The 25822-nt window shown below is 51.2% G+C and carries 14 protein-coding genes; 5 read left to right on the top strand and 9 right to left on the bottom strand.

The genetic code is table 11. The features are described from left to right. Window positions 1-75: 75 nt before the first annotated feature. The 3 genes from ACGHM3_RS14650 to pdsR form a co-directional block, all read right to left on the bottom strand. The gene (locus tag ACGHM3_RS14650) at window positions 76-2577 is read right to left on the bottom strand and encodes an ExeM/NucH family extracellular endonuclease (protein WP_345422616.1); all 2502 of its coding nucleotides are present in this window, start codon (window positions 2575-2577) and stop codon (window positions 76-78) included. 252 nt (window positions 2578-2829) lie between these two features. Continuing rightward, window positions 2830-4920 (bottom strand): ATP-binding protein, encoded by a 2091-nt coding sequence (locus ACGHM3_RS14655; RefSeq protein WP_345422620.1) that lies wholly within the window; start codon window positions 4918-4920, stop codon window positions 2830-2832. Between the two features lie 9 nt (window positions 4921-4929). After that, window positions 4930-5625, bottom strand: coding sequence for a proteobacterial dedicated sortase system response regulator (pdsR, locus tag ACGHM3_RS14660; protein WP_345422623.1), 696 nt, complete (start codon window positions 5623-5625; stop codon window positions 4930-4932). Window positions 5626-5802: 177 nt separating this feature from the next. On the opposite strand from pdsR, the gene ACGHM3_RS14665 reads away from it, so the two are divergent. The 3 genes from ACGHM3_RS14665 to ACGHM3_RS14675 all read left to right on the top strand — a co-directional run bounded on the left by ACGHM3_RS14665 (window position 5803) and on the right by ACGHM3_RS14675 (window position 9694). Then, entirely contained in the window at window positions 5803-7989 is a 2187-nt protein-coding gene (locus ACGHM3_RS14665; protein WP_345422626.1) for a marine proteobacterial sortase target protein, read from the top strand. Window positions 7990-7993: 4 nt separating this feature from the next. Then, complete coding sequence (locus ACGHM3_RS14670) at window positions 7994-8656, top strand: sortase domain-bontaining protein (protein ID WP_345423079.1); 663 nt, start codon at window positions 7994-7996, stop codon at window positions 8654-8656. 201 nt (window positions 8657-8857) lie between these two features. Further along, a complete protein-coding gene (locus tag ACGHM3_RS14675; RefSeq protein ID WP_345422629.1) occupies window positions 8858-9694 on the top strand; it encodes a universal stress protein in 837 nt (278 codons plus the stop codon). Window positions 9695-9915: 221 nt separating this feature from the next. Here ACGHM3_RS14675 and ACGHM3_RS14680 read toward each other — a convergent pair whose 3' ends face one another. From ACGHM3_RS14680 to rnr, 4 genes are all read right to left on the bottom strand, one after another. Then, window positions 9916-13113 (bottom strand): efflux RND transporter permease subunit, encoded by a 3198-nt coding sequence (locus ACGHM3_RS14680; protein ID WP_345422632.1) that lies wholly within the window; start codon window positions 13111-13113, stop codon window positions 9916-9918. A gap of 8 nt (window positions 13114-13121) precedes the next feature. Continuing rightward, window positions 13122-14297 (bottom strand): efflux RND transporter periplasmic adaptor subunit, encoded by a 1176-nt coding sequence (locus ACGHM3_RS14685; protein ID WP_345422635.1) that lies wholly within the window; start codon window positions 14295-14297, stop codon window positions 13122-13124. Between the two features lie 428 nt (window positions 14298-14725). Continuing rightward, the gene (gene rlmB / locus ACGHM3_RS14690) at window positions 14726-15463 is read right to left on the bottom strand and encodes a 23S rRNA (guanosine(2251)-2'-O)-methyltransferase RlmB (RefSeq protein WP_345422638.1); all 738 of its coding nucleotides are present in this window, start codon (window positions 15461-15463) and stop codon (window positions 14726-14728) included. Window positions 15464-15465: 2 nt separating this feature from the next. Continuing rightward, complete coding sequence (gene rnr / locus ACGHM3_RS14695; RefSeq protein WP_345422641.1) at window positions 15466-18135, bottom strand: ribonuclease R; 2670 nt, start codon at window positions 18133-18135, stop codon at window positions 15466-15468. Between the two features lie 395 nt (window positions 18136-18530). Between rnr and ACGHM3_RS14700 the strand changes: the two genes are divergently transcribed. Continuing rightward, complete coding sequence (locus tag ACGHM3_RS14700; RefSeq protein ID WP_345422645.1) at window positions 18531-19652, top strand: extracellular solute-binding protein; 1122 nt, start codon at window positions 18531-18533, stop codon at window positions 19650-19652. A gap of 70 nt (window positions 19653-19722) precedes the next feature. On the opposite strand, the gene ACGHM3_RS14705 is transcribed toward ACGHM3_RS14700, so the two are convergent. Then, complete coding sequence (locus tag ACGHM3_RS14705; RefSeq protein ID WP_345422648.1) at window positions 19723-21717, bottom strand: glycoside hydrolase family 3 N-terminal domain-containing protein; 1995 nt, start codon at window positions 21715-21717, stop codon at window positions 19723-19725. 372 nt (window positions 21718-22089) lie between these two features. After that, a complete protein-coding gene (locus ACGHM3_RS14710) occupies window positions 22090-24417 on the bottom strand; it encodes a TonB-dependent receptor (RefSeq protein ID WP_345422651.1) in 2328 nt (775 codons plus the stop codon). Between the two features lie 229 nt (window positions 24418-24646). On the opposite strand from ACGHM3_RS14710, the gene ACGHM3_RS14715 reads away from it, so the two are divergent. Continuing rightward, the gene (locus ACGHM3_RS14715; protein WP_345422654.1) at window positions 24647-25780 is read left to right on the top strand and encodes a helix-turn-helix domain-containing protein; all 1134 of its coding nucleotides are present in this window, start codon (window positions 24647-24649) and stop codon (window positions 25778-25780) included. Window positions 25781-25822 lie beyond the last annotated feature (42 nt).

Below are 25822 nucleotides of genomic sequence, written 5' to 3' on the forward strand. Positions count from 1 at the left end.
TAAGAAAAAAAGAAACGATAAAAAAAGGGGGGCCAATTTAGCCCCCCCCTTTTGTGGTAACGCAATGATTAAGCGCTAGTGGCGTTTATGCCAATACCATGGCTTTTTCATATCCAAGCTGATGATAACCGGGTCGTGATCCGAACTGCGGAACGGCCCAACACCGGTGAAGTCGATCAGGTCGCCCAGCTCACCGTTGTAATAGGTCAGCGCTTGGTCGTATTGCGTTTGGTACAACTCCAGCGCATTGATGTTCCAATGGCCAAAATCCACCACCGAGCGCATGGCTGCCGGCGACGCTAGGATGTGATCCAAAGAGCCAACTTGGTCGGATCCATAAAAGAAATACGAAAACCCATTTGGCTCAAATTCCTCTTTTACCGCCTTGTAGCCAAAGCCACGTTTCACCGGAACCGACTCACCGTTATTCATTTCGGTGTTAACGGCGGTAGTGATAGTGTATCCCCGCTCCTGCGGTGAGTAGTCCGTTAGCACGGCAATTGGATCTTCTTGGCTGTAGGCATTGAGGTCGCCTAAAATCAGCACCTTTTTAGGCAGCCACATTTTGTTCAGAGCTTTACCCAGCGCCACCGACGCGGACACTCGTAAGGCATTACAACTGCCCTGAATGGAATCCAATTCAGAGGGGCTGTTTTGATCCTCAAAACACTGGGAGCCCTTGGACTTAAAGTGGTTAACCACAACCGCAAAGGTGTCACCCGTGCGCTTGTGCACAAAGCGCTGCACCAAGGCATTACGCATGGCCACCGTGTCACCATTGTTGTCCTGGGTGGGTAACTCGATACCTCGCATCTGGCCGAGCTTGGCGACCTGGCGATGCTTGTAAATAATGGCATTGCTGATGGCATCCGTACCGGTAACCGCAGGGTTATGGTTACGAGCGTAACTGTATACCCGCTTGCCAACGGCCTTATTCAGTTCGTTCACCAATTGATGAATAGCACTGCCACGCTTAAAACCATCGTTTTCAATTTCGATTAAACCCACAACATCGGCATCAATGGCTATTAATGCCTCCACAATGCGAGCCTGTTGCAGCTCAAATTCCTCTGCACTTTCGGCGCCGCGGTTGGCATCGTAGTCAAAGGTAACTGTGCCATCACTTAACGTTTCGCCGTTAAAGTAATTCAAGACATTAAAACTGGCGATGGTAACGTCCCCACCACTAACCTCTGGCAATGCTTCACGTTTACTGGTGATGGCAAAGGTTTCTTTGGTGGGTAAAATGCGATAATCACCAAACGAGTAAAACACTGGCCCGCTGGCAGTCACCGTGTCACCCACTCTCGGTGCGTTGCCGTAGTTCAGGCCATCAAACTCCGGCGTGCTGTAGTAGTTAATGGTAGACGGGTATTGGCTGCCGCTATCGTCTGCGATTAACAGTATATTGGCATCGGCGTTCGCTTCGGCTTCATAAAACTCAGGGCTGAGCGGTACAGCTACATCGGACGGCGTCCATTTCAGGCCATCGCTGACGTTGATTTCACCGTAGCGGGTGAAATTGTCCAGGGTGTAAATGGTGGCATCGGTGACTTCGGCTAACATGCCTTCTACGGATTCCAGATCCAACACGCCGCTGAATGGCATGGGAATGGTTACTGGGTATGGCACCTCAGCGGCGGGGCCACAATCCAGCATGGTTTCTGCGCTAATCTGGCTGTTGTCGTAGTACTCGCCGGTGGTACCCAACACGCGCACAACGCTGCCTGCAGCTATACCGGCACTCGGTGTACCGAAAATAAATATGCCTTCCGAGGTGGCATCATCGCCATCGCTGTCGCTGTATTCTTCCTGCACAAAAAAGCCGTCATCGTTAAAGCCGGTCACAATGCCCTCAACCACCACTTGGCCGCTAATGGCAACTTCATCACCACTGCCTTGCACCGCACTGATTAACGTTGCCGGCTCATAGCAGCTGCCTAGGCTTATGCTTGGCGGTGGTTCTGTAGGGCCTTCGCCATCGTCAATGGTGGTAAAGGTGGTGGTGAATGTAGCGATGGGCATAGGCGCTGCAGCGCTGGCGTTGGTGGTTTCGCCGTCCAGTGCGTTGGTACCACTGTAAGTCCAGCCAGAGGCATCAAACACGCCCAAGTTGGGCTCTGCATTGGTATTGCGGTAGGCCCAACCGTCTAGATGATCCCAAACCTCACCGGTGCCATCGACGTTGATGTCACCGTACACATCGATGACCGCGCCGTTTTTAAAGAGCTCAATGGCGTCGTCACCATTGATGGACATTGCGCCGCTTTCATGGAAATTGTCCATAGGTCCAAAGAACGCTTCAAACCCGGCCGTATCCGAGGCCACATAGATATAACTTCCCGCAGTTACCGACTCCGCAGGAAATGTGAATTCTTGACCGTCAGAACCACCACCGTTATTCGCGGAGCCAACACCGTACACGCTTAAATCGGTAATATCCGAGGTAACGTAAATTTCCACAGCTTTGGGTAAGCCGTTTGGTAAGGGGCCATCCACCACACCAGAAATCATCAAATCCGCTTGCACGGAAAACGATGCCGCCAAAACCGGGGCAACCAATAACCATTTGTTCATGAAATATCCTTTGTTAATTAATTCCGCAATCCAGTCAACTTTTAGCCCTACCAACGTGAGCGCTTTAATGGCTCATAAACAGGCAAGACGAACCAACACCTTCAGCACGCATCGGCATTTGCCATATGGATAAAACGGCGCGATGGTAACCTGGGGATTTTTCGGTTTTATGACGATCTGATTAACGTTGGATTGCTACAAAAATAATTAACCGCCGTTTGCTAACGAAGCACGCTTTTTAAACGGAAATTGCTATTGGCGAGAATCGGGCTCTTCGCCCAGAGGCAGGGTTATTTCAAATGCCACACCAGAGTATTCCGTGCAGTTGCGGGCACTGACGTGGCCTTGGTGAAAATCTACAATGAGTTTAACGATGTGCAAGCCTAAACCCAGGTGGGGTTGCGCTTGGTTGGCATCCCGTACGGACACCATAGAGGAAAAAAGTTGCCCGCTCATATTACTGGGCAAGTTAGGCCCGGTATTGGCTACCGTAAGTTTGGCCAATTTACCCTGTTGCCGAATGCTAAACTGAATTTCGCCTTGGTCATTACAAAAGTCCACGGCGTTTTCAAACAATTTATCCAGCATTTGTACAATCAAATCCGGCGCTGCCATCACCCAAACCGGCGTAGCCGGCACAGCGCTGTGGATAGAAAACGACTTATCGCTGTTAGCCGAGGGATAGGTTGCAGCGTAGGCCTGGCTCACGTCATGTAGCAGCGCCGCCAAATCAATGGCCTCGAAATCGGCGTGATTAATGGCATCCTCAATGCGTCGTGCGGAATTCATGGCGTTGAGAATGGAAGACAAGCGATCGGTACCCTGCTTGGCCCGGGCTAGGTATACTTCGGTGTTATCTGTCTCTGATTCTAAATTATCCAAGGAGCTTTTTACGATGGCCAGGGGCGTGCGCAGTTCGTGGGACAACTTACTGGCCAAGGTTTTTAAATACTCGTTGTACTCCCCTACCCGCTGTAGTAACTGGCCAAAACGACAGTTTAAATCGCCAATTTCATCGTGAATTTTGGCCTTAGGAAAATCCACGTTAATGCTGCCGTCTTCATCGATGGCGTTATCCGCAGCCCGGCTTAAGCGCTGAATTCGCACACTCAGCCAGGTGGCGTAGGCAAACAAAGCCAGGGTCAAAACGGCCATAACCAACAGGGAATACATCAACAAACGCTTAAATGCGCGGTCAGCCAGAGCAAGCCATTGGTGTGTGGTCTGCTCCGCTATCACCGCACCAATAAGCTGTTGGTTTTCGGGGTTTTTAATGGGCACGCTCACGCGCACCAGATTGCTGCTTTGATTCCACTGGTACCAATGGGAGGTTGGCTCGCCCTGGGCGATTGCACGCTCAACCTCCGGCGCGTGCAACTGGCCAACACGATATTCGCGCTCCACCGACTGCAGCGGCTCGTCGTTGATAATACGCTGCACCAACCAAGCCATGGGCGGTGCCTGGGAGGTCACGTCGTGTAACCGATTGGCATCAGCCAAAACACGTTGGCTGTTATTAACCACCCGCAAGCGCTGCCCGCTGTGGGTGAAGATGGAACTGGCGTTTTGCAAGGCTTCATTTTGCAGCACGGCTTTGCGTACCGGCCAACGCAGCAACTGGGTGAACAATTGCTCGGCATTGATCTCTGCATTGCCCATATTGCTGGCCCATTGCCGGTTTTGGCTGTCGTACACCCCAAGCGTTACGCCGCCACGAAAAAACCGCTCAGGCACCGAGAACTCAATCTGAAAGCCCGCTGGCAGCTCCCGCCAAACAGCCCGCGCTGTGTGTAATATTTCGGGTTCTTGGCCTGTGGCCAGGTAAACGGACTGCATCTCACCGGGAGCGCTGGTTCGGAACACCAACAAGCCCGAAGACGCGTCTTGCTGATCATACAAGGCTACAAAATCGCCACTGGCGGGAAACGCCACCCTAGGGTCGTGGAATTCAAAGGCACTATCGCTAACGGTTAGAAAGCCAACTACGGCAGCACCCTGGTGAATTAACGTAATCTGCCACGGGCTTGCCGCGTTGTTAAACTGCTGGGAGCGCAGCTTTAAAAATCGCCAGTCGTCATCGTAGCCATCTAGGGTAATGGCGGCAGAGTCGGCAAAGACATACAGCGGCTGGCCCGTACTCTGATCTGGATTGGCGCGTTCGATATCCGCCAGCAGGGCCTCGTCGGCGTGGATGCGGTCGGCCACCGCTTGGGCACTGGCCATCAGAGCCTGTTCTTGGCCCAGCCGCAGCAGTTGTTCAATTTCTCGCACAAACAGAAAGCCGGCTACAGGCATTAACAAAAATAGCAGCGCCAACAGTGATAATTGTTTACGTAAACGCATGGCCCGTTGTTAACTCATGTCCCAGCGGTAACCCATGCCGTAGGCGGTTTGTATGGCCTTAAAATTGGGATCCAAGCGCAAAAACTTTTTGCGGATACGTTTGATGTGTGAGGTTATGGTGTTGTCGTCCAGTACGACGTTGGCGGCGTCCATGAGCTGTTGTCGGTTTTTCACATGGCCGGGGTGTCGAGCCAAACTGTGCACCATCCACAGCTCGGTCACCGTTAGGTCCACCGGCTGCGCTTGCCAGCTCACTTGTAAGCGGTCCATGTCAATACTGAGCGGACCCCGCGTAATCTGTTCCGATGCAGGGTCTTGCGGCTCGGTAAGCGCCTCTATGCGGCGAAACAGCGCGACAATCCTGGCCAACATATGCTGCTGGGAAATATCTTTGGTCAAATAATCGTCAGCCCCTAGACGCAAGCCGGAGACAATATCAAAGTCGCTGTCGCGGGCGGTTAAAAATATAATTGGCAGCGTGGGTGCTTGCGCTCGCAGGTTGCGACACAGGTCAAACCCCCCTTCTATTTCATCGCCCAAACCCACATCGATAATGGCCAAATCCGGCAGTTTTATGTCAAACCCCTGCTGAGCGTCGGGGCGACTGGCAAAGATGGTCACCTCAAACCCATGGCGCGTTAAAAAATCCCGATAGTTATCGGCGATGGCAGGTTCATCTTCTACGATATAAATTCTACGGGCCATGAATGAGTTGCCATTAGCTGCATAAGGCCCGTCAGTTTACCCGTTGGTAGTGCCAAATCAATACAACCCGGCTGGGCCGCCATAATTGATCATAATTGGTCGCAAAGAGCCCTAAAGCACCCCCAAATCCGCCAAATTTAGGTGTTGTACTGGTTTAAACACTCAAGGGGCAAAGCCATGTTTATTACCAAGTACTTATTAAACCCGCCGCATCCGCATAGGACGCAAAACCAAGAACCCAAACCCAGCGCCAGGGCAGCAAACTCAGAGGGCTCTCCGCCACGGTATTTTTTAGCCTGGGTTTACGCACTCTTTTGTTTGTTGTGCTTGTTGCAAGCGGTGCCTAGTAGAGCTCAGGGTGATAACGGCCAATGGCAACTATCCGTCTCCTCTGCTACCGCTAACACTACTACCAATAATCACAACGCCAGCAATCTCGGCAATCAAAAAGGCTATAGCGGTTTAACAAACAGCGGGCAAATGCTCTGGCGAACGGACGATAGCTATCAGCAAGCCATTTTGCTGGATACTGCCTGGGATATTGATATCTCCGGCCCGCTGGCCACGGTGGTGTTAACGCAAACCTTTGAAAATACCGGTAGTGACTGGCGCGAGGGGATTTATGTGTTTCCTCTGTCGGAAAAGTCTACGGTCCATTACCTTGCCATCACTACAGCAGACCGCAAAATCGTCGCCCAGGTTAAAGAAAAAGCGCTGGCCAAAAAAATCTATACCCGGGCCAAATCCCAAGGTAAAAAAGCCGCGTTATTGGAACAGGTCAGCGGTAATTTATTTCGCCAAGCGGTTGCTAATATCGCACCCTACGAAAAAGTCACCGTAGAAATTCATTTGCAAATCGCACTGGATTACCAGCACCCTACTTTTTCATTATCACTTCCTACTACGTTTACGCCGCGCTTTTCTCCGGCTGAACTCATCGACCCAAATAATACCCCAGATACATTAGCAACCCATCAACCTGAGTTAAAAAGCGGCGATACCGATGGCAGTTATATGTCGGTGGATATCACCTTGGATGCTGCCCTGGCCAAGAACAATATTCGCAGCAGCCACGAAATAAACACGATTTATGACGGCGATTCTTATTCAGTAAACACGGTGCAAAATTCCGTGTTAATGGACCGAGACTTCATTCTGCAATGGGACTTACCCGTCGGTTCAGAACCCCAATCGGCGCTCTACCAGGAGCAAATTGGCACACAGCGCTTTGGGCTATTAATGGTGACTCCGCCAGCCGGCCCAAGCACAGCCCTGGCACAGGATATTATTTTTATCATCGATACTTCTGGCTCCATGGGCGGCGCATCCATTCAACAGGCAAAGCAAGCGCTGGCCAAGGCTGTGGAACAATTATCCCCTGACGACAGCTTTAATATTTTGCAATTTAACGACGATTTCGAAGCACTCTTTGCTAACAGTGTGCCGGCAAACAGTTCCAACGTTGCCCAAGGCTTAGATTTTATCCAGCAGCTAGAAGCCGAGGGCGGTACGCAGATGTTACCGGTATTGATGCAGGCATTGGCTACCCCCAAGGCAGACGAAAATACCCTGCGGCAAGTGGTATTTATCACCGATGGCGCCATTGGTTACGAGCAGGATTTATTGAATCTGATCTACCACCAATTGGACGATGCTCGCCTGTTCACGGTAGCCATTGGATCCGCTCCCAACGATTTCTTTATGCGCAAAGCCGCACAAGTCGGCCGAGGTAGCTTTACTAAAATTAGCGACGTTAACCAAGTGGCAGATCAAGTTGCGGGCTTGTTCAATAAACTTAACCACGCGGTGATGCAGAAACTGCACATCACCTGGCCGCAACCGGTGGAGGCTTGGCCCAAGGAGACACCAGACCTATACGCCGATGAACCCATCATCGTTGCGGTAAAATTTACCGAAGACACTCCCCTGGCAGGTGATATTCAACTGCAAGGTAACTACAGCGATGGCAGCCTGTGGCAAGGCGTAGTGCCTCGGGGCAACGACCAAGCTCAACGCACCGGCATTGCACGCCAGTGGGCACGCCATAAAATCGACCACCTGCTGGACCAAGTGTATTTAGGCGTAGACGAAGCGACGGTGAAAACCGCCGTGGTCCCCCTGGCAGAACAGCACCAGCTGCTTACCCCTTACACCAGCTTTGTGGCCGTGGAAGAAACCATTCACCGGCCAGCCAGCCTGGCGTTAACGCAAGAGAAAATCGCCGCCACCGCCCCAAATCAAGACATGGCAATCCCCGCACCGCAAACCGCCACCTACAGCACCCCCTTGGCGGCACTGGGCTGCCTGCTGCTATTGATTGCGGCAGCCTATCGGCGGGTCGCAGTAGCAAAGCGATGGAGCTAACGTGATGAAAACATCAGCCATGGCAATCACTTCCAATAGCAAACAACACCGGGCACGCCCTGCCCGGCCTACCAAACACAGCGCCACCCTGTTTACTCTGCTTGCCACCGCAGCACTGTGTTTTGCCCAATCTGGGTACATCCAAGTTAAGGCCATCACCGCCCAGTGGTTAATTGCCAATGCGTGGGCAAAAACCCTGGCCAGCCAAGAACTGGGCCAGCGCCCTTGGCCCTGGTTAGATACCTGGCCGGTGGCAAAATTATCGGTGCCTGGGTTGGATGAAGAGTGGCTTGTGCTTGAAGGGCTACAGGGTCAATCCTTGGCCTTTGGCCCAGGCAGATTGCAATGGCAACTGCCCACCGCTACGGCAGGGCAAACGGGGCTACAGTTAATCGCCGCGCACAACGACACCCATTTTAGAAGCCTGGCAAAATTGGCCACCGGTGACACAGTAAAACTGCAAAATCATTTTGGCGGCTGGCGCACCTATCAAGTGGTGCAAATAAGCACACTGGCGGCCGATGACGGCACCGTAACCGTGGATGCTGGCCAGGTGGACTCCGACGATTTGTTTTTAATGACCTGCGACGGTGCATTCCAGGCCCTGGCCGCCAATCAACGGCGCTTGCTGGCCCACCTTAAACCGGTACTTCGCAAGCTAAGCTGACCCAATCAGGCAGAGCAAGTTTTTACAATCGCCTTGGTTTTTATCAAAAACAGCGGCTTTGCCGTTTGCCCGGGCCTTGAGATATGTGATCGCGCGTTGTAACTTGTGGGCTACTACAAATCAACGCCGCTCCTAGAGCCAGCTCCTACACCGCTCTTGGCGTTGCACCAATAATACTGAGCAGGAGATTGGGTAAGATCTATGGAAGCAAACATACTGGCCGTCTGGGAATACGATAACCCCTCTGATTTAGCGCTGGAAAAGGCCCACTGGCTAGCACTCAACCAAGGAAGCACCCTGTCGGTGCTGGGCTACAGCTGTAGCCAAAGTAGCCCTATCGCAGACGACGCGCTGCACGTCCTGGCGAGCGATGTGGTTGGCAATAACATCAAACTGCTCGAATCCAGCTGTATCGCGCCGGATCAAATTAACCCATGGCTGCTTAGTGCCAATGCCAGTAAGCGTTATCAATTAGTGGTGAAAACCGCTGCCAAACACAACAGCGATGTAAAAGATGAAAACGACTGGCAGCTCATTCGACAACTGCCCCACCCGCTGCTGCTTACCATGAATCGCAAATGGAAAACCGAAAAATTCCGCGTGCTGGCCACCTTGGATATTTCAGACGACAGCGAAGAACAATTAGAGATGAACCGCGGCGTTTTATCCGTGGCCAAAGCCGCACAAGCAAAGCTCAACGCCGAGCTACACGCCGCCTATGTTATCGCTATCCCTAAAACCTTATCCGAGCTGGCCATCAAAGAAAGTGACGAGGTACTGCACAAGGACGGCGATAAAGCGCACCGTGCACTGGATTTGGTATTGGCCGATGCCGGTATTCAAGGCGCCCACAGCCACGTGCTGGCCGGCGCAGTACAAGATGAAATCACCAGTTTAGCCAACAAGAAAAAGTACGATTTGGTGATTATGGGCAGCGTGGGGCGCAAAGGTATCAAAGGCATGCTGCTAGGCAACACCGCCGAGAAAGCCATCGAGAATATCCGCGAGGATTTGCTGGTGATAAAACCCAGCTATTAAATCCCAGTTTCTAAGAACCCAGCGTCTGGAAACCCACCTTCCTATTGCGCGCGCTCAGCCAGCTAACGAGCCAATCAACCAACAAAAAAGGGGCCAATTGCGGCCCCTTCGCTTATAAACCCTAATTTGAGTTTATTGTGGCAGCGGTCAGTAATCCGACCGCTTACGTTTGTTACCACCAACATTCGATAGCCGCCAGCACATCGGCTTAAGATCGCCCATTAACCACCGGCCGAAACAGGCGTGCCCTCTGGGTTATCCGGCTGAACTTTCGCGTCTCTTTTGGTAAACAAGTTACCTAGGTCTTGCAGTATCAGATACATGCAAGGCACCAATATCAGCGTAATAACCGTAGCAAACAGTACCGCACAACCTAATGACACCGCCATGGGTATTACAAACCTGGCTTGCAAGCTGGTCTCAAACATAATTGGCATTACGCCACAAAAGGTCGTGATTGAAGTCAAGGTGATGGGCCTAAACCGCATGCAACCTGCTTCTACGACGGCCTGCCGAATTGAAAGCCCAGTGCGGCGCACTTGGTTGATGTAGTCAGTCATCACTAAGCTATCGTTAATCACAACACCTGCAGCAGCGATTAAACCAAAGGTGGACATCATGCTGAGATCCATTCCCAAAACAAAATGCCCCCAGATAGCGCCTGTTAGGCTAAACGGAATGATGGACATAATAATTAATGGCTGGGCGTAACTTTTCAGCGGCACAGCCAAAAGAATGTAGATCATCAACAGGCCCGCAATAAAGAACAGTACCTGTTCGTTGGACTGCTCATTTTGCTTAGCAAGTTCACCCCCCAGCTCTACGCTTAGGCCGGGGAATAGGCTTTTTAGCTCGGGGATAATCTGTTCATCGACGTTAATCTGAAACTGCGATGGCTCAAGTAGCACTTCATCCAGGGAGCCATAAACATAGACGCTTAAACGGCCGCCCTCCCGCCGTATATAACCAATACCCGGTTTCTCTACCAACTCAACCACATCGCCTAGCATCACCTCTCGCCCACTGGGCGTAGTAACGTAAGCGTATTTCAGCGATGTGAACGATTGACGGGTTAGCTCAGGGTATCGCACCATGACTTTAAGCTCTTCGCCGTCGCGGATGACCCTTTGCGCTTCTCCTCCATAAAAGCTCACGCCCACCTGCTGCGCTATATCGGTGGCTGTTAGCCCTAGGTTGTACGCCACCGGCAGAAGGTTTAACTGGATTTCCTTGCCCACGGGATCGATCGTAGAGCTAACGTCGAACACACCTCTCTGTCGGTTTAGCAGATCAACAAATTTTCGGCCCGCTGCATTGAGTTGATCAACAGGCAAACCGGTTAGCAGATAGCCAAACTCACCGCCAGCATCTGGATTGGTGTTTACGTCGTCGATTACTACAATCGATTTTAAGCCGACAATTTCGGGCATACGTTCACGCCAAATCCTAGCTAGCTCATAGGCGTCGTAGTCACGCTGATCTTCATCCACAAAGGAAACCAGCACAAAACCTTCTGTTCGATCCGTGTTGATGACGAGCCTATCCCTAATCATTCCACGGCCGAATTTTTCAATGGTTTCGGCCTCTACCGCCATTACCATCTCATCAACGCTGACCAGCGCATCAACAATTGCGCTGTCGGAAACATTGTCACTCAGTTCAATGTTAATAGAAGGAAAATCATGGGGAACAGGCGGCGTTGGGACAACTCTGACCAAATTAGCCGAGATCAAAGAAAAGCTGATTATCAAAACGCCGACAAATACCGCCAGCACTAGGTATCGAGCGCCAAGGCATTTTTCAACCAACGAACGATAATGATTGTTAATAATAGACGAGTAGGCAGCGTTAAACTTAAAGCGCCAACTGCCAGGTTTAACGGGACCAAATTTGGTGTGTGCCAGATGCGCAGGGAGAATCAGTTTTGATTCGATAAGACTGAACAACAAACACAACATTACCACCACCGCAATGCCAACAAAAAATGCGGATTCTGGCCCAGTGGACATGGTAAACGGCGCAAAAACGGCAATGGTTGTGAGTACCCCAAAGGTAGCCGGTGTGGCCACCCGCTTGGTGCCGATTACAACGCTGCGAACACCATTGCCGTTCTTTTCAATTTCCGAAAAGGCACTCTCTCCTATCACAATGGCGTCGTCCACGACGATACCTAGCACCATGATAAAACCGAATAACGACACAACGTTAATCGTTACGCCAAAGAACGGCATCAATAACATCGCGCCCAGAAAGCAGATTGGTAAACCAATCATTACCCAAATCGCTAACTTTAAACGCAGAAAAATAGTCAGCATTACGCCAACCAGCAAAGCCCCCATAAAGAGGTTTTTCTTCATCATGTCCAACCGACCATTGAGATAGTAGGTTGTATCGACTAGAACCTGTAGTTCAATACCACTGGGTAAGGTTGCACGCCTCTGATCTAGCCATTGCTTAACTTGCTTTGAAACATCCACCGTGTTTTGGTCTGCAGTGCCTTTTACCGAAAAGTAAATGGCGTTTTGCCCGGAGAACTTCAGATAGTGCTCTCCTTCAACAAAACTGTCTTTTATTTCTGCGATTTCACCCAACAGCACTTTTGCGCCGTCTTGACCAATCTTCACCGGTATTTTAGAGAATTCCTCACCGCTGTAGGATTGGCTTTCCAAGCGCACGGACACGATACCGCCCTGGGAACGCAATTGCCCGGCGGACATATTGCTTGAGTACGCGGAGATAGCGTTAGAGACATCGGCTAGCGACAAGCCATATTCGCGTAAGACTTGGGGGTCGACTTCAATGCTGATTTCGTCGTCTGGGTATTCAACTTCAACGATATTTACCTGATTTAAGTTCAGCAGTTCATCTTCTAATTGTTTTGCCAGTGGTTTTAAATCTTGGACCGGCACATCACCGGTCAGCGCCATGTCGATAATTTCCTGACGGAATTCAACTTGATAAACCGTCAACGGTTCCATTTCTGCCGGGAAGGTAGCAATACCATCAACCCTCAGCTTTACCTTATCCATGGTTTCGGCCAAATCGGCTTCAGTATCGATTTCCAGCGTTGCCATGCCGCTGTTTCTGAAAGAACGGGTTACGATACGGTCGATTTCAGTCACGTCTTTCAACGCTTCTTCGACCTTAATCATTATTCCTTCTTCAATTTCTTGCGGCGAAGCGCCTGGGTAATTAGCTTGAATTTGAATCATATCCAGTTCAATGTTTGGGAACATTTGCCGTGATATGGTCAGATAAGACACCAACCCGAGAATGATTATGAACCACATTAAAAGGTTCGCCGCCACTGGGTTATGTGCAAAATAACCAATAATGCCGGACTTAATATTGCGCTCGGCGTTCTCTTCCTCTAACGCTGCGGTGGGCGCCGAACTTGTTTCAGGACTGTCCTTGGTCATTTTATGCCTCAGCGTGTTACCGTTTTATCATTAGTGTTGGCAGAAATACCCTGATGCTGATCATTAATTACTTTAACTTTCATCCCAGCCTGGGGGTATTCTGGCAAAGTGGTGATGACATTATCACTGGGCGTGAGACCATCGTTAATTAGAAAGCTGCCACCTTCTTCCCGTAAAATTTGCACTGGTCGCGACTCCAACTCGGACTGATCATTTACAACCCAAACCGTTCTGTTGATAACAAGTTGTTGCGGCATCTTAACGATGTTGTGGAAAGTTTTACCGGCAAAGCTGACTTCGACATAGCTGCCAAAGCGCAACGGGCGCGCATCGGTTTGGAGTGCGTAGGGATCTTCTACCTCCACCAAAACGCGAGTCATTCTGGTTTCCTCATCGATGGTGCCCAGATCGTGCAAAATTTTGCCCTTGCGAACACCGCCCTGGAGTGAGTCGCCAGCAACAGTAACTTGTGTACCTGCGAGATCGTCCGGCAAGAATTGGCTATCAAACCCAGGAATGGGCACAACAATTTTCGCACGCTCAATGCTATACAGCGTGGCCACCGTAGAACCGATGCTCAAATACTGACCAACGCCAATATTGGATTCAACCACCAGAGCATCAAACGGCGCATAGACGTCGCAGTTTTCCAAATCTCGTTTAGCGATTCTCAAAGCGGCCTCGGCCGATTTGACACTGGCCTTAGCGCTCATTACCTGAGGCTTACGTAGAAACAGATCGGTATATTTCTTATTGGGATTACGGCGTGCCTCATCCGCTGATACATCTGCCTGAGCCTGCTCTTCTATCAAGCTCGCTTTTGCCTGGTTGAGGCTTGCCTCTGCCTGCAAATAGGCCGATTCGTAGGCGTCTTTCTCCACTGAGAATAACAGGTCACCTTTTTTAACACGCCCACCTTCAATAAAATTGGGGTGCCAATGGGTGACTTCACCCGAGACCTGAGCCGCAAGTGGCGTTATCTCGACCGGCTGCACGGACGCAAACTGTGAGATAATAACTTGATAATCTTGCTGTTTCGCAGGCTCAATTCGTACATTGGGTCTGCCGTCGTATTCAACAGTTTGTGATTCTTGCTTAGCAACTGCATTTACTGCAACGAATCCAGCGACACTGCCGGCAAGAATAAGCACCGGTAATGCAACTGAAACCAACATCGCCTTCATATTTTCGTATCCCTTGTATATACCCATCGCTCGTCAAAACCAGACAAGAATGGCAAAGCTCCCCACAATAGAGGCTTCTTAATTAGTGTATTCATCAAACTAGTCGGCTACTAACCTGCTTCCATAACAATCGCCGAGTACTAGACGCAGCTCTAGATCAAATGGTTGCATTGTTTTGTTATTTTGATGGGTATTGCGTCTGTGACTAATTAGCAAGCTCTCTGGCGTAAAACCAGGTTCAATTGACACCTAATTACTGTCGCTTCCCAAGGACAGTTCACTATGGACAGCAACATTCTCCGCCGCAGTTGATTCTAGCACCTAGGAAGCTTATTTACGTGCAAATTGACTATGACACCTAGGCTCAAGCTAACCACAAAGACCGGTAGGAATATTAAGTCCTATCTGGCAGGAGGGGTGTTCAGTACTTAAGACCGCTGGCGTACCGCTTCAAACAAAAATACACCGGCCGCCACCGACACGTTCAAGCTGGAAACGGAGCCAGCCATGGGCAGTTTGGCAAGGTAATCGCAGTTCTCTCGGGTTAGCCTGCGCAAGCCGGAACCCTCAGCCCCCATCACCAGGGCCACCGGGCCTTTTAGATCACATTCGTACAGGGCTTGCTCTGCTTCACCGGCGGCGCCGTACACCCAAACGCCCAGCTCTTGCAGCTGTTTTAAGGTGCGCGACAAATTAGTCACTGTGATGTAAGGCACCACATCGGCTGCACCGCTGGCGATTTTACGGGCGGTGGAATTAAGGCTGGCGGAATTGTCCTTGGGCGCCACCACGGCCAGGGCACCGGCGGCCTCGGCGCTACGAATGCAGGCGCCAAGGTTGTGGGGATCGGTGACGCCATCCAGCACCAATATTAACGCCGGTGCCGTGGAACTCTCCACCATGGCGTAAAGCGCATCCTCGGTAAAACTTTGGCCGGGCGTCGCTATCGCCACAACGCCTTGATGGTTGCCCTCAACCAACTTATCTAAGCTGGCACGGCTTTGCATCTGTATCCTAATTTGCTCGGCCTGGGCCAGCTTTAACACCTGTTGCAGGCGTTTATCCTGCCGATCTTTTAACACTCGCAGCTCTACAACTCGTTGCGGAGCAGATTTCAATAAGGCCAATACCGAATGCAGGCCGAAGATGGTTTCTTGTTTTGCCATGGTTACCGTTTTTTACTGGGTTTTGCTTTAGAACGTGCCGGCGCTTTTTTAGCCTTGGGCTTTGCGCTCGTCTTGGGCTTAGCACTCGCCTTGGCCTTTCTGCTCGCCGGTGTTTTTTTGGCTGCGGGCTTTTTCTTTGCCCCTCTACTGTCGCCGTTGTCAGCTTTGGCTAGGGCCGCTTCCCGGCTAATGGCTTTTCTCAGCTCTCTGCTATCTAACGGGTTATTATCCGTAGCGGCTTTTTTAACCGGTTTTTTACTGGTTTTTGCCGGTGTCGCCGCGCGTTTACGAGGCGTGGCTTTACCACCGCCATTTCTGGCTCGCTCCTGGTCGTGTAATTCCGCCATTAGTTTGGCTTTGGCACTTACCCGCACTTTTTTGGGTTTGGATTCACGCAATTCAAAGTCGATTTTACGCTCATCCAAATTCACGCTGGCCACAGCCACGGTCACCTGATCGCCCAAGCGAAAAACCTGGCGGGTGCGTTCGCCCACCAACCGATGTTGGGCTTGGTCGTAACGATAGTAGTCGCCGGGCAAGGCTGTGACGTGCACCAGCCCCTCAACGTAGAGATCCTTTAACTCAACAAATAAGCCAAAATTGGTGACTGCACTTACCACGCCTTCGAAGACTTCGCCCACACGGTCGCGCAGATATTCACACTTAAGCCAACTGACCACTTCGCGGGTAGCGTCATCGGCGCGTCGCTCAGTTAGAGAACACTGCTCACCCAACTGCAAAATGGCATTCATGTCGTAGGGGTAGATTTGCTCGCGCTTAAGCTTACGTGCCCCTTTGATAGGCTGCAGATTATTAGCGACTTTGGCCACCAACTCTTCACCATCGGTGCCGGCACGCAATAGATAGCGAATGGCACGGTGCACTAGTAAGTCCGGATAGCGACGGATGGGCGAGGTAAAGTGGGTGTACGCACTGTAGGACAAACCAAAATGCCCCTGGTTATCGGGCTGGTACTTGGCCTGGGACATACTGCGCAGCATCACGGTTTGGATGAGATTGGCATCCGGCCGGTCTTTTATCATTTGCAGCACCGCTTGGTAGGCAGCCGGGGTTGGCTTACCTTTACCACGCATAGACAAGCCCAACTCCCCCAAGAAAGTTTGCAGGTTTTCTAGCTTGTCGCCGCTGGGGCCTTCGTGCACTCGGTACAGGGCCTCCAGCGTGGCTTTATCCAGCAATCTGGCGGCGCATACGTTGGCGCACAGCATGCATTCTTCAATTAATTTGTGAGCATCATTACGGTGCACTGGCACGATGCGGTCAATTTTGCGGTTGGCGTCAAACAGGATACGGGTTTCCACCGTCTCAAAATCGATGGCGCCACGCTGGCTGCGTTCGCTGCGCAGTGCTTGATAGAGATCATGCAGCGTATCTATAGGGCCTAACACGTGATTGTATTGCTTGCGAATACCACTGTTTGGGTTGCTGCGCTCATCAATCATTTGGCCAACCTTGGTGTAGGTCAGGCGCTCGTGGGAATGGATCACTCCTTCATAAAACTTGTAACCACTTACCTTGCCAGCGGCGCTGACGGTCATCTCGCACACCATTACCAATCGATCAACATTGGGGTTAAGTGAGCACAAACCGTTGGATAAAGCCTCCGGCAGCATGGGCACGACAAAATCTGGGAAATACACAGAGTTGCCACGGGTGATGGCTTCTTCGTCCAGCGCCGAGCCCGGCGCCACGTAATGGGATACATCAGCAATGGCCACGTACAAGCGCCAACCGCCGTTTTTTTTAGTCTCGGCATAGACTGCGTCGTCGAAGTCCCTGGCATCTTCGCCATCAATGGTTACAAACGGCAGCTTGCGTAAATCCACCCGCTTGCGCTTGTCCAAATCATCCACCTGATCTGGCAGGGACTCGGCCTCTGCGGTGACCGCCGATGGCCATACATTGGGGATGTCGTGGCTGCGAATGGCCACATCAATTTCCATACCGGGCGCCAAATGCTCGCCCAGTACCTCGGAAATTTCGCCGGCGGGCAAATTGCGACGATCGGGCTGCTGGCCAATGCTAACCACCACATAATCGCCCCGTTTGGCGTCCATTAGCTTATCTTTGGTGACCATCACGTCGTGGGTCAAACGGGGGTTATCCGGGCGCACAAAATGGATGCCAGATTCACTGAACAAGCGGCCCACCAACTGCTGCGTATTGTGTTGCAATACTTCAACGATGGTGCCCTCTCGGCGGCCACGGTGATCGCGCCGATTGACTCGAACCACCACGTCGTCGCCATGAAATACTTGCCGCATTTGGCGGTTGGATAAATACACGTCATCGTCATCGCTGGCGGGATCAAGGACAAATCCAAAGCCATCCTTGTGGCCTTGCACACGGCCGCGAACCAGGTTCATTTTATCGATGGCACCAAACGCACCACGGCGATTGCTTAAAATTTGGCCATCACGACTCATGGCGATTAAACGCCGACGAACCCCTTCTATGCCGTCTTCATCGGTAACATCAAGAATCTCGCACATTTGCTCGTGGGTTACAGGGCCGGAGTGGTTCTGAATGATATCGAGCATGTACTCGCGGCTGGGAACGGGTTTTTTGTAATTGCGCGCCTCGCGGGCGGCGTGCGGGTCTGACTGTTGGGTGCTGTCTGCCGGAGCAGGTTTAGCCTTTTTTCTGGGCAAAGTAGCCTTCCTTTATTGAGTCTTACCGGAGGCTCCTCCCCGGAACCCCTGTATTTAGACGTTGTAATGACATAGTAAATCAGTTTGGCTTGGTTTACTGCCGTTTATATGCCTTATATGTGCCTTATATGCAGGCATTGCTGTTTTTATTCATGTTTGGCACAAATCTGCCTTTACAACCCCAAGCCCTGGCTAAATAGTGTCTCGTTAATGCCCATCGATAGACGCTGTTATGCCTTTGCGATTTAGCGAGCTATTTCACATTTTTAAAAAACATTACATGAATAATTGCTAATTTAGGCACCAAAGCGGGAAACTAGGTGCCAAATGTGCGTCAATCACGCTCCCAGTAAAACAAATGATAACTGCGCAATTAGATGGTAGGAGTCAACCAAGTGTACACCCCCGTAATACTCTCACTTTTGCTGTTGTTGGCACTGGTCAGCAGCGCGAGCAATGCCGCCGAGCAGCGGCAGCTGAAAGTGTACAACTGGGCGGATTACATGGATAAGCGAGTGCTGCGCAAGTTTGAGCAGGAAACTGGCATCGATGTGGTGTACGACACCTACGCCAGCAGCGCCGAGGTAGAAGCAGCCATTGTTGCCGGCGGCCAAGGCTACGACATAGTGGTGCCTTCCCTGGATTTTATGGCCAAGCAGATTCGCTATGGCTTTTTTAAACGGTTGGATCAAAGTTTGCTCACCAACTACGGCAACCTAGACCGCCTAATCCTTCGTAAAGCTGCCAAGATGGATATTCAAAATGCTCACGGTGTGCCCTATATGTGGGGCACCACTGGCATAGGCTACAACCTCGATTTAGTAGCCGAGGTTTTGGGCGATGATGCTCCCACCGACTCCTGGGATTTGTTGTTCAAGCCTAAAAACCTAGCCAAGCTAGCGCAATGTGGCGTGTCGGTGATTGATGAACCCACCGAGCTATACGCCATCGCCTTAAATTACTTGGGTAAAAACCCCAATTCCACCGCCACTAGCGACTATCGCCAGGCAACGGAACAGCTATTGGCTGGGTTAACCAAGCACATCAACTATTTTGATTCCACGGATTATGCCGAACGCCTAGCCAACGGCGAAATTTGCGTGGCCCTGGGCTGGAGTGAAGATATTTATCAGGCGATGGCCCATGCCAAAGCTGGCCGGCCTGGCGTAACCATCAGCTACAGCATTCCCAAAGAGGGTACCGTACAAAGGGTCGATATGCTGGCCATTCCGGAGCTGGCCGAGAATGTGAGCGAGGCGCACGAATTTATTAATTTTTTAATGCGGCCAGATGTGGCAGCGGCGAACACCAATTACCTTGCTAACCCCAACGCCATACCCTCGTCTCGCTATATGATCGACGAGGCCATCACGCAAAACCAAGCCATCTACCCAAGCCAGGCCGTGCAAGCCAAGCTGTTCACCAATAACCCGCGCAAAACCCGCCTGCGTCAGGCCATTGAAGACGAATGGACAGTGCTGATTGGCAACCATAAATCTGCCGTGGCAGATCGCTAATTGCCAATAGGTATTCACTCACAGCAAAAGCTCAAATTTAAATAGCAGCAATAGCCAGCTTCGCTCTGCACTAGTAAGGCAAACTAAAGCCCACCTCAAATAATGGCGATTCGGAATCACTGGGCGTGTCTGATGCCTGCTGCTCCACTGCTTGCATGGAGCGCGGCAGTTCAAAGGGCAACCGGCCTGCGGCCTTTTCTTGCCCCAACAATAGCGCAACCAAAGACTCATCCGACAAGCCAAAATTGGCGATCACACTGGTGCTGAGTGGCAGCAAAGGCGTGAGTATTGCCGGGCGGTCCAAATAAATACTGGTGATCACAGAGGTACTGGGAGGAAGCTCGCGCAGTACCGCCAAAGACTCCTCGTCAAAAGCCAAGCTGCCGTCGTGTTGCACAGAACCAAAGAAATAATTGGGGTATAAGGTTTCGTAGGGAGCATTGAGCTTAGCCAGAACAACATCCGCATCAGCTGCGTTACTTACCAATCTAAAGCCGGCTTTCTCAAACACCTCTGCTTGGATTTCTCCAATAACAAACAGCTTTACGCCATCGGCTGTATTTAAGGGTAAAAGCTCGGCATTATTTTGTAACAGCACGGAGGATTGAGCCTGCAACTGCTCGGCGAGCTTTTTACTGGCTTGCAAACCAACCGTTTGGACGGCTGCGGTTTCATCCACAAACGGGTTTTCAAACAAACCTAGGCTCATGGTTTGCTGAATAACTTTTGTGGCCGAGCGGTCCAAGCGGGCTTCATCCACTAAACCCTCGCTTACTGCGACCAATAAATCTCCGACATCGTTGACGCCGCCAAATTGGTCTATGCCCGCCTCTAGCGCCAATGCAAAGCGCTCCGGCGCCGATAAATCCTCAACGCCCCAAGCCGTTGAGATACCCTCAAAAGTAGGCCGCTGCCCCTCGGGGAAACCGTGCTTACAAATATCTTCACAATCGTTGGTAATTGCCCAATCTGACAGCACCACGCCTTCAAACTGGTGCTGGGGCAGTAGATCTAACAAGGGCTTGCTGTAACCTGCGGCCACAGCGGGTACGGCTTCACCAGCCACTTCCAGACCTTCAAATATCGAATAGGCTGGCATAACACCGGCTACGTTATTGGCAAACGCCGTTAAGAATGGCTTTATGTGATTATCCAATTGCGCTGTGGTTAGCGCGGCAAAGCGGCCATAGTAATTGTGTGCATCAAGCCCATCTTTGGCAGCACCGTAACCCACCCAATGTTTTACAACAGCGGCAACGCTATCCGCACCTAGACCAAAACGGCCATTTTGAACACCGTCCACGTAGGCGCCCACCATGGCTTGGGCGATATCGGCTTGGTCGCCAAAGGTACCGTTAATTCTTGGCCAACGGGGCTCCGTAGCCAAATCCGCTTGCGGCGCTAAAGACTGGGTTATCCCCACCGCGCGGTACTCCTGCCGCACAACATCCGCAAAAGCCAGGGTAGACTCGGTGGCGTTCAATGCAGCAAAGCCCAATGGCTCTGGGAATTGGGTAAAGCCGGCCGCTTTTACACTGGCACCTGCAGTTTCTTGGAAATGGTGGCGAGCGTCTGAACTGATCACCAAAGGTATGCCCAGCCGAGTTTTTTCAGCGATGGCTTGCAACTCGTTATTGGCCGCTGCCAACTCGGCCGGCGGCAACGCCAAACGACTGACAAAATAGCGCACATGCTGGATTTGAATAGCTCCGCCTACTTGCTGGGTGTTGTAGCCCGTGGCCGGCAGAGGAAACTCTGTATTGTTATAGGCATTGGCGTGCAACAGTAAACCGGCCTTTTCTTCAAGCGACATGCGCTGCACTAAATCCGCTGCACGGTTTTGCACAGGTAATCGCCAATCTTCGTAGGTGTCCAACGTACCGTTGCTGTTTAAATCGCGGAACCGGCACCCGCCCTGCTCTAAAATAGGAACAGTACGAGAACCAATACTAGGCTGGTTTTCACAACCGCTGGGCTGCGACGATAAAGCGGTATTTTTACTGCACCCCATTTGCGTTAACGCTGATGCCACTAATACCGAGCTAAAAATTGCAATTTTTTTCACTGTGATTGTTCTTTCTGTTTTAGGTTTTTTTTAGGAAACTGTGACTAACCTCGGATGATTTCTGGCCTTCAGAGCTTTTCGAGATCGAGACGGTGTTTTGCAGGCATACTGGCCGTACGTCAAAAAACACCAACGAAGATATCGGGAAGCTCTGGAGGCCCCTAGTACCCAAAGGGCATAAAGGCGCGGCCTCAAAGCCCGTCAGACTGTGTTGATTTTCTTGTTAAGGACGACTGACATTAACTGCGAAAATCGTCTTGCCAGCTGAGCTTTGAGGACTCGCGCAGAAACAACCGAGGTTAATCAGAGGTTCCTATTAAAAAGGCGCCAAAACTGACGCCTACACTAGAGCTACCGTAAAACTAACACGCCTTAAAACTCATAGCCAATATTGAGCCCCAGGGTTCTTACCGAGTTAAAGCCCCAGGCTTGAACATAAGTAGCAATCCCCTCCAGTGCATCGCCGGCATAGAAGTCAATAAACGTAGGCACTTTTTCATCGGTGCAGTTTTTACAGAATAGAGAGACAGACCAGCCATCTGTGCTGCGCAAGCCCAGGCTAAAACCAATAACATTGATGGCATCCAGCTCAGTACCCGGGGCTTCATTAACCTTAAAGTTAATGGCTGAGCGATAATACCAACTGGATTCTACATAGCCGCTAACGCTATCGTTTAAGTCAAAATCAACCATGATCTGCGTAGTGGAGGTCACCTCTGCGGCTAACGGCAGAGTTCGCCCCGCAGCGTTAAACGTACCCTCGGCGGAGCAATCCGCTTGGCCGGGGTAACATTGCGTGCCAGGGAAATCGTCAAAGGTGGAATCTAATAATGTGGTTGCATTGGTTAAGGTTACATTCTCAGCCAACAGTGCTTTAACGTTTAACTCCAAACCCTGTGTGGTCACTTCTGCTGCATTTTGGGTAATAAACGTTTGGGCACCGGTATCGAAGGACTGCACTTGGTAATCTTCGAACTCCTGCCTAAACACAGACGCATTCAAATTAACCCGACCACCCAACACGGTACTTTTAATGCCAGCCTCTAGGTTAGTGGATGTCTCTTCGGCCACCGCTAGGGGCGTTAATTCACTGGCAGCAGAATCGTTAAAGCCGGGCGCTTTATAGCCGGTACTCACAGAAGCATAGGCCATAACATCTTCGGCAATATAAAATTGAGTGCCCAATTTCCAACTCACATTGGTATTGCTTTGCGACTCAGAAAACTGCCCCGTAGCACCGCCGATATTGACAAAATAGCCATCCGCTCCTGTGCCGGAGGTTAAGTCGATATCCACATCGTCTTGGGTGACTCGTGCACCGGCAATCAAACTGAGGCTATCGCTTAGCTCGTAATTAAATTGGCCAAATAGCGCCATACTTTCAGTGGTTAAGGACGACTGATTATCGGAACCTAAAAAAGAACTATTGGCCGTGCCAGTGGCCGCACACAGGGCATCGGTGGCGTCTGGCGAACCGACACAAAAGGGAAAACCAGCCAATACAAACCCAGGGATAGCGGAGCTGCCGGCCAGTTCTCCGTAGGTATCTACCTCAGAGTAAAAATAAAACACACCCACCTGCCCGTTAAGGCGGTTATCGTTGGGCAACGCCAAGCGCAACTCTTGGGAGTATTGATCGTAGTGGGTGTCGCTGGCATTACGGCTTAGCCCATCAATGGATAGGTAATCGGTATCGATTTGCTGCTCTAAATCGAAGTACCGCCAAGAGGTAACGCTGAACAGATCAAAGCCGTTATCAAAACTGTAGCTTAAACTGGCCTGCAAACCGCCGGTGTCTAAATCGCGGTAATAATCGCCGTCGGCCGCAAACTCTAGGTTGTCATCGCCAGCCGTAATGCCGTCGGCAGCTAACACCTCATTGGCTGGGCTGCCCTCACCTACCTGGCGCAGTGTGCGGTCAAAAATGCCGGCAATACCGGCCTCTGAGCTCACATCGGCAATAACATACAACTCTAAGGAATCGCTAAGCTCGTGCAGGTACTTGGCTTTTAACGCGTATTGCTCGGCATTTTCATCAGCGCTGCCGCCACCGCCAATCATGGCCGCCACGGGCTCTTGGTCTGAATAGAGTGCGTTAAATCGTAGCGCTGCGTTATCACCTACCGGTGCGTTTAACGTGGCTTTGGTGAGTAGGCCAGTGGCATCCTTGGGGGTGGTATCTCTTAACGCCAGCTCGGCGCTCACCTCGCCGCTGAATTCGTCAAACTGTGGCCGGGTGGTAATCACATTTAATAAACCGGCGGAGGCATTTTTACCAAACAGTAAGCCCTGGGGGCCGTAGAGCACCTCTACCCGTTCTATATCATTAAACGCTGCCCCGCCTAGCGCTGGGCGGCCGTAGTTAACATCATCCACAGCCAAGGCCACACTGGAATCCACGGTATTACCAAACACCAAGGTGCCCACGCCACGCATGGCAAAGCTGTTATCTTGGCCCACTTGCAAGCCCGGCGCGGCTAAAGAAAGCTGCTGTAGGTCATTGAGGTTACGGGATTCTAAAGCCTCATCGGATACAGCCAACATACTAACCGGCACATCTTGCAGGCTTTCGGAGGTGCGTTGGGCGGTTACCACGATTTCTTCTAGCACCAGTGAGCTTTCTTGGGCGGCCAGCGGTGCAACGGCTGACATCAATACCGGCGCGCTCACAAAAGCGGCCATTACGTTTTTCTTATGCATGGTGATTCCTTACTGCTCTCACAACAGTGATTTATTGTTATCTAAGCCAACGGCCCCGGCCCAAACCCGAAAAGCGCTGTTGGATGACCAAATATTTTGGTTTATGATCAGTGGGCGTAATGTAATCGATCATAATCGATCACTGTATGGAGAATCCTGCTGCATTTTGCTAAACCGCCAACGCAAAGGGATGCGAGGAACCGTAAACCCAAGGTATTGAGCCAGCGATATGAGCGTAAATCAGCGAGATGTAAATAAACTGTGCCACGACTTTTATTATCGCTGGCTGTTATGGGAGGAGTTTTCCGATCAAGAGAAATCGGATTTTTGGCGTACCAACAAGCACTTAATGGAGTGCGGCTCGTTGGGTGAGGAGCGCTACATTCACCACACCAATGCGGTGCAAGGTAATGCCAATATTAATGCGGTAAAAGAGTCGCTATTAAAAAGCTGGAATGTGGATTTTGCTCGCTTAAATTCTGGGCACAGCGTTGCCTTTGAACAGTTAAAGGCGTTTAGGGCGCAATCCCAAGAGCAAATCAAAAACCGATTAAACTACCTGCCCTGCAACTGGATTTACAGCGGTACTACACGGGCGATTCAGGGCGAACTGAACGATGCCCCAGTAACCAAAGCCGCAGTGAGTATTCAGTGGGATTTACACTACATTGTGGAAGGCACGGGGGTATATTGCGGTAAAAATTACCAACTAGAAGCCCCTGCCGGCAGCCTGGTGCTGATTCCGCCCAGCGAATCGTTGAGTTATTTCAGATCGCCAAACACCCCTCGTTGGACACACCGCTGGGTTGCGTTTCAATTGAACAAATTACCTAGCGAATTAAACTCCGCCATCCCCAATACCGGTGCGTTAAAACACGTGCTGCTCGGCCAACAGGCTCGTAGCGCGGTAAATGCCATACTGGACGATATAAACCGCCTGGGCAAAAACGACAGCAGCAACGAAGACCAACAACGGCAGCTACTGGATGACCTATTCCGCCTGGCACTGATGGAGGCCCGCGACGAAACCAACCTAGACGGAAAACTGGTGCAGGCCTGCCAATACATTGGGGCCAACCTGGCGCAGAACCTATCCGTTAATGACATCGCCAGCGTTTGCAACCTATCCGCCACCCGCTTCTCTCACATTTTTAAAGACAAGCTGGGGGTATCCCCCATTATGTGGCGCAACGAATACCGGCTGGCCAAAGCCTGCTCGTTACTTAGCCAATCCCAGCTAACCATTGGCGAAGTGGCCCAAGCCATCGGCTACGACGATCAAATGTACTTCTCCAAGCTGTTCAAAAAGCGCCTGGGCTACAGCCCCTCCGGCTACCGAGCCATACAATGCAACCTTTTCTAAGCCATTGCCACACAAGCCGGGCGAAAGCGAACAAGCAACAAA

Origin of the sequence: Halioxenophilus aromaticivorans, assembly GCF_042850945.1 — a bacterium.
GTDB lineage: Bacteria > Pseudomonadota > Gammaproteobacteria > Pseudomonadales > Cellvibrionaceae > Halioxenophilus > Halioxenophilus aromaticivorans.